Genomic DNA, 5,736 nt, shown 5'->3' on the forward strand with positions numbered 1-5,736 from the left:
CAGCTAATGGTTCGCATATCCCAACGCCCATAGCGGACTTTCACCGCCAAGTTAATGAACATGCCTGGCACACAAAAAGCGTATTCTTTTTCAAAGAATACACTTTGGCTTCACTTAATTAATTTCTAAGTTGCTGATAAAATTAAGCTGGTTAGAAACTCCTCCAACCAGCTTAATTTTATCAGGTTTTTTCTATAAATCTACTCTTCACAAATCTCCAATATCCGGCTTATTGGACTGCACCCGGTTGATATTCAGAACCTTTGGATCTGCTGCATCCGTATTGTCTATTTTGCAGATGATACACCATCTGCCTTTTACTTTTGACGTTAACGGAACTTCTATATCATCTCCGTTGCCGGTTTTGACGAGGACTCGGCCATCGTATTTGGCAAAGTTCTCCCCTTTGGAGATGAAGCCGAGAAACCTGAAGATATTCGTGGCAATAATGACTGAGTCCAAATCCTTCAGTGTTTTGATCGTTAGGTTTTCTGAATTGTTTCCAGACGTGTTTCCGACACCGGAGTCTCGATCAAGCTTAATAAATGGAGAGGCATGAAACCCGCCTTTATTGCCAAAATAAATATGTCCAAACTGGCCTGTTTTGGTTTTATAAAAAGCGTGCAGATCCAAATCTACCCCCTTTGTCCATTTGAGCCTGACTTTAACGTTTTCGATTTTGGCAGCCTTTCTGAGTGAAACCCCTTCTCCAGGCTTATCTAATGTAATTTTTCCAAGCTTAATCGACGGCTGCTGAGCAGCTGGCTCGGGCACACTAGGCGGTTCGGGTTTTACTGCCGTCTCTTGTAAAATAGGACTTTCTATTTCCAGCGCAGGTGCCGCCTCAAAATCTCCGCTCTCCTGATCTTCTTCCACTTCAATGCCAAAATGATTGCATAGTGCAGCAAGTCCGCCGGAAAAACCGCCGGTATTGGCTGAAAACTTCCAATCTCCATTTCTATTATATAATTCACCCAATACTAAAGTGTTTTCAATTGTAAAAGACCCCAGCTTATATGTAAGCAGTTCTTCCCCTGTTGCTGCATTGCTGAATAAAATAGAAGCATTGTTCATTGCTGAGAAAGTCTGATTTTTTTTATCGCCTTCATAGATGGTCAGCGTAAAAACAAGCTTTTCGATAGAAGGTGTTATTAAAGGCAAATTAATGTGAAATATTTCTGTGCTTCTGCCCGTCTCTGCAACCACAGAATGCTGTACAGATTGATCTGTTGAAACACTATTGCCATAAAAAATCATGGAAGAATCATCAGGGCAATGTCCATTTTGGTCAGCCATGAATACAGCTGCATCTATATCATAAGAATCAGGACTTTCCCAGCTGATCCGGATAGAAAGCTGCGATAAATCTGGCCTTGTTTTTGTTAAATCAATGCGGGAACCTTTTTGAATGTCGGCTGTCATATTTTCTGCTCCTTTTTAACCTGTTTACTGATATGATAGCTCATCCGACCAATAACTTCCAGATTAAAGAAGTGTTGGATCTCGCCGGCAGGTTTTATAGGCATCTGTCGATTCTCTCATACTTTTCTATCATCCAAAAAGTGTGTATCCATGGTAAGCTCCCACTAATGGGGCTATTTACAAAATTAGAAAAAGACTGCCATAATGACAGTCTTTGGACAGATCTTGCACAAAGTGTTAATACTGATGCCAAAGTTTATTTTTGACCGGCACCAGCCAATACCCTCTTAACTTCCCGAACAAATCGTGTTTCAGCATCCAGCATAATGAGATGATCAGTGTCTTCAAAAATGACGATATCCGTAAATGGATGAATTGCCTTCATACGAGATGCATAATCCAGTGAAAATTCTTTATCGGTATTTTCATTTAAAGCAATCATCAGTGTTATGTTTACTTCTTCTGGAATTCCAGCCGCTATTTCCTCCGGGTTCAATTCCCATTCAGCCTTCATGTATCCCAGCTGTCCGTCATCATTAATTTTGTATTGATATTTCTTTTCTGCATCATTCCAGACAATTTGATCCAAAACGGCCTGCTCGATGGATGGATTCCATAAAGAAGGATTATCCCCCTTCATAAACTCGATAAAGCTGGATTGGCTTTCGAAGATATGATTGGGCATCGTTCCATCTTCAATGTCTGACCATGATAAGCCCTCTGTCTTACTGAATGGATAGTACCCCCCATCCACCAAAAGTAAATTCTTCACATTTTGATACAGACTTGTATAAACCAGGGCAACGGACGCCCCGATAGAGCTCCCAGCCATACATACCTTACTGCTTAAACCAAGCGAGGCAATTAGCTCATGGATGTCTCCGGATACCTCTTCAAAGGAATAGTGATCTAACGTTTTACTCTTACCATGGCCGGGCAAGTCAATTAAAATTAAATAATAGGAATCTTTCAAGCCATTAACAATCGGCTCCCAAATCTTATTCGTCCAGCATAAACCATGGATAAAAACGATCGGCGGATTTGATCGATCCCCTGCTGTGACATAATGAATATGGTTTGTCATCATTTAACTCCCTTTCTTTTTTCCTCCCGCTTCCCTACTGGTCTCCCTTGCCCACCAGCTTGATTTCATCAATTCTCCACTTTTTCTCTCTGTCAAATCGTCCTTGCGCCTTAACCATAACAAATTGATAATCCTGTTTAATATCCTCTGCCGTATGATAGGTAAGGAAGATTTTATCATTTTCAATTCTGAACGCTTTAAGATCAAGAGCCGCATTTGGCACCCATTCAAACCCTTTTTCAAAGAAAAAGCCGCAAGGACAGTTTCCTTCACTATCATTTGTGTAGGATCCTACCCCGTCTTTTAGGGCAATAAACCTATTCGCCTCCTCAAAGGTTTGTACGGCCTTGTAAGTGTCAACCTCCCTTACAGCAGCAGCAAATTCTTTATATTCTACAGCAGACCGCAAAGATTCAATTTCCTTCTCCAATTCCGAAAGACTTTCTTCTAAAGCCTTATTTTCCTTTATTGCCACATCCAGCCTACTAGCTTTTATTTCATATTCATTTTTGAAACTTGCGGCTTCCTCAGCTAACTGATCCTTTTCCTTCCGCAGCTCCTCAGCCTCATTTGAATTAGTTAAGCCATCCATGATAGCCAAAACGGCAATGATCAATAGAATAAGAAAAGCATATGTTTTATAGTTTTTTTTCATAACTCTCCCTCATCCCAGCCAGGTTCTCTGCCAGCTATGGTGCCCATTACATGCAAAAGAAGATTCCCATCAGAACCGCTTTTCTACCATTTATTATTCCACTTATTCCTGTTATTTTGATATTCTCCCCTGAAAATATAATCGGCACTTTTATCTGAGCTCCATTGGGCCAAAAAAGTGGAAATTGTCATAAATATCCCGCCAACAAGAAAACCGGCCATATAATAGCCCATAAAAAATAAAACAAAGGAACCTACAAGCGTTAGAATCATGATCGTAAGCAGCCAATTTATAACTTGCTCTTTTGTTTCATGCTTCATCTTATCCCGCCTTATCGGAAAGTAGAGTTGTATTTATTTTCTAAATATTACCTCTATTTTAACATAAATTCCCTTTCGGGCAGCATAAAAAATAACCTTGACCTCTTGGATCAAAGTTATCAGATTCTTACTCAAACTTCCCGGCACATTCCCGAATCGCTTCACCTTCAAGCGTAACAATGCCGCTTCTTGGCGGTTTCACGGATTGAATCATGGCTTGAGCCAATATTTCTGTCGGCAGCGGTTCCTGAGAACGAAGCAGTCCGAATTTATTAAAAAACTGTACGGCTTTCATTCCGGCAACCTCCATGGTTCTATCACTATTTTTTCGTACCAGCACAGGCGGCTTAAAGATTGTCACGCCAGGAAACCCTAAATCTTTTACTGATTCCTCCAGTTTCCCCTTCATTCTTGGATAAAATAAGGGAGAATTAGGCGACGAGCCTCCTGAAGATACCAAAACATAATGACTGACATGGTTTTCTCTGGCTATTTTGGCAAACTGGTATTGGTAGTCGTAGTCGATTTTCCATTGCGCTTCTTTACTTCCCGCAGCTTTTAAGGTCGTTCCCAAACAAGAAAACAAGACATCGCCTTTCACTGAATGCTTCCATTGTTCGGATTGATCAAAATCAATCACATGCACCTTTAATTTCTCATGCTGGATAGGAAGATCCCGCCTGACAAAAACATCTACCTGATGAAAGGACTCATCTTCCAGCAGCAAATCCAGCAAGTCCTTGCCTGTTGCTCCCGTTGCTCCTATTAATAATGCATGCATTTTTTTCTCCTTATATTCTGGATAGTTTCCTTTAATTATATATCACGTGCATTCAAATAGAGGGAACTAAAGCCTTATTTGTCATTATCTAAGTCACGATCAAGAAAGGAATCCTTATCCTTTTTACTCTCGTACTTATTTTCAAGAAACTGACCAGCAACAGACTTGTTAATGCCATCCCTGACTGCTGCAGAAATGACGAAATACAGAATAAATAGCCCAATAACCCAAAGAAGAATAGAAAATAATAAGGAACCGAAAACCACCTGTAACTCCTCCAAACTTTTAAGTATGCATGTACTACTAGTTATTTGACTTCCTTGCTCGATTAACCTGCCCCTATACGTTAAAAAGAATAAAAATAAGCGGCTGATCACAGATCATTCTGTCCCCTATTCGAACCTATTTGCCCTCCTGATTCCATCAGTCTTTGTCTTAAAACCTCAACAATTTTTGAATACTCTCGTTTACTCGACTGCTTAACACAATTCCCATCCTCCCCAGCTTGACTGAGCATCTTAGACATCCTGCCCTTAAAAAGTTTGATTGGGATATACCTGAATAAAAGCTTGTTTAAAGGGTAATATAACTCTATAAAACTTTTACGAGGTGAGGGAAATGTCTAACGTGATAAATCAAGAAGAAATAGAAACACTGCGAGAGTTAATCAAAGACATTGACACGGCCATGCTGACCACGGTTACGGAGGAAGGACTTGTGTCCCGTCCAATGAAAACACAAGAAGTAGAATTTGATGGTGACTTATGGTTTTTCACGAAAAAAGAGACTGCAAAGTATGAGGAAATTCTTCATGATCAGGATGTTAATGTAGCTTATGCAGGCAAATCCTATGTTTCCGTCCGCGGAAGAGCAGAAATCGTTGAGGATTTGGAAAAGAAAAAAGAATTGTGGAGCAAAGCATATGAAGAAATCATGCAGACATCTTATGATGATCCCAACGTTGTCCTTATTAAGGTAAAAACGGAAGCGGCCGAATATTGGGAGACTGGCAATTTCACGAAAAAAGCAGCTTTTCTCTTTAAACGCATGACAGGGCAAAACTCTAAATCGACAGATATTAACGAAACAGTTGAAATGAATAAATAAAGCAGAAATGGATTGTCTGGATGACAATCCATTTTTGTTGCGACAGATGAGTTCATTTTGACCGATTATGCCCCCCCCACTTTTTTGGCTGCCCATAAAAATATTTTCAGCTTTAGATTTCATTTATCTTAGGAATTAGGAACGGAATTTTCCTGTTCATCATCCGCACTTCCATTTTTAAGGATTTCATTAATTTCGCCAACATCCCCTTTGGCATTAATGATTTCAAATATCTGATTCAGTCCTTCACTAGTTTCCTGATCTTTGTCTCTCATTAGAATTCCTCCTTATAAAGTGAAACTTCAATCAGTGGGGGTTTTCCTTATCCCCCACTGATTGTTAGTCGCGTTCTAGTGTCGCTAAGATC

The 5,736-nt window shown here is 40.0% G+C and carries 8 protein-coding genes; 1 reads left to right on the forward strand and 7 read right to left on the reverse strand.

The genetic code is table 11. The features are described from left to right. Positions 1-207: 207 nt before the first annotated feature. The 6 genes from BK139_RS23250 to BK139_RS23275 form a co-directional block, all read right to left on the reverse strand. A complete protein-coding gene (locus tag BK139_RS23250; RefSeq protein WP_076263548.1) occupies positions 208-1,422 on the reverse strand; it encodes a TerD family protein in 1,215 nt (404 codons plus the stop codon). Between the two features lie 256 nt (positions 1,423-1,678). Continuing rightward, on the reverse strand, positions 1,679-2,509 hold the full coding sequence (locus BK139_RS23255; RefSeq protein ID WP_083675431.1) for an alpha/beta fold hydrolase: 831 nt from the start codon (positions 2,507-2,509) through the stop codon (positions 1,679-1,681). Positions 2,510-2,540: 31 nt separating this feature from the next. After that, on the reverse strand, positions 2,541-3,161 hold the full coding sequence (locus BK139_RS23260; protein WP_076263554.1) for a hypothetical protein: 621 nt from the start codon (positions 3,159-3,161) through the stop codon (positions 2,541-2,543). 83 nt (positions 3,162-3,244) lie between these two features. Beyond that, positions 3,245-3,481, reverse strand: coding sequence for a hypothetical protein (locus tag BK139_RS23265; RefSeq protein WP_076263557.1), 237 nt, complete (start codon positions 3,479-3,481; stop codon positions 3,245-3,247). Positions 3,482-3,608: 127 nt separating this feature from the next. Then, positions 3,609-4,262 (reverse strand): NAD(P)H-binding protein, encoded by a 654-nt coding sequence (locus BK139_RS23270; RefSeq protein WP_076263560.1) that lies wholly within the window; start codon positions 4,260-4,262, stop codon positions 3,609-3,611. Positions 4,263-4,336: 74 nt separating this feature from the next. Then, positions 4,337-4,528, reverse strand: a complete 192-nt coding sequence (locus tag BK139_RS23275) for a hypothetical protein (protein WP_076263563.1) — start codon at positions 4,526-4,528, stop codon at positions 4,337-4,339. Between the two features lie 352 nt (positions 4,529-4,880). Here BK139_RS23275 and BK139_RS23280 point away from each other — a divergent pair, with 352 nt between their 5' ends. Then, positions 4,881-5,369 (forward strand): pyridoxamine 5'-phosphate oxidase family protein, encoded by a 489-nt coding sequence (locus BK139_RS23280; protein ID WP_076263565.1) that lies wholly within the window; start codon positions 4,881-4,883, stop codon positions 5,367-5,369. A gap of 128 nt (positions 5,370-5,497) precedes the next feature. Here the strand turns inward: BK139_RS23280 and BK139_RS24225 are convergent, their stop codons facing one another. Beyond that, on the reverse strand, positions 5,498-5,644 hold the full coding sequence (locus BK139_RS24225) for a hypothetical protein (protein WP_175609187.1): 147 nt from the start codon (positions 5,642-5,644) through the stop codon (positions 5,498-5,500). Positions 5,645-5,736: the final 92 nt, after the last annotated feature.

It is taken from the genome of Paenibacillus sp. FSL R5-0490, from assembly GCF_001956215.1.
Lineage (GTDB): Bacteria > Bacillota > Bacilli > Bacillales > Cytobacillaceae > Cytobacillus.

Excerpts from the sequence above, each read along its gene's own strand:
- BK139_RS23250 (WP_076263548.1), bottom strand. The coding sequence starts at position 1,422 with ATGACAGCCGACATTCAAAAAGGTTCCCGCATTGATTTAACAAAAACA.
- BK139_RS23255 (WP_083675431.1), bottom strand. The coding sequence starts at position 2,509 with ATGATGACAAACCATATTCATTATGTCACAGCAGGGGATCGATCAAAT.
- BK139_RS23260 (WP_076263554.1), bottom strand. The coding sequence starts at position 3,161 with ATGAAAAAAAACTATAAAACATATGCTTTTCTTATTCTATTGATCATT.
- BK139_RS23265 (WP_076263557.1), bottom strand. The coding sequence starts at position 3,481 with ATGAAGCATGAAACAAAAGAGCAAGTTATAAATTGGCTGCTTACGATC.
- BK139_RS23270 (WP_076263560.1), bottom strand. The coding sequence starts at position 4,262 with ATGCATGCATTATTAATAGGAGCAACGGGAGCAACAGGCAAGGACTTG.
- BK139_RS23280 (WP_076263565.1), top strand. The coding sequence starts at position 4,881 with ATGTCTAACGTGATAAATCAAGAAGAAATAGAAACACTGCGAGAGTTA.
- BK139_RS24225 (WP_175609187.1), bottom strand. The coding sequence starts at position 5,644 with ATGAGAGACAAAGATCAGGAAACTAGTGAAGGACTGAATCAGATATTT.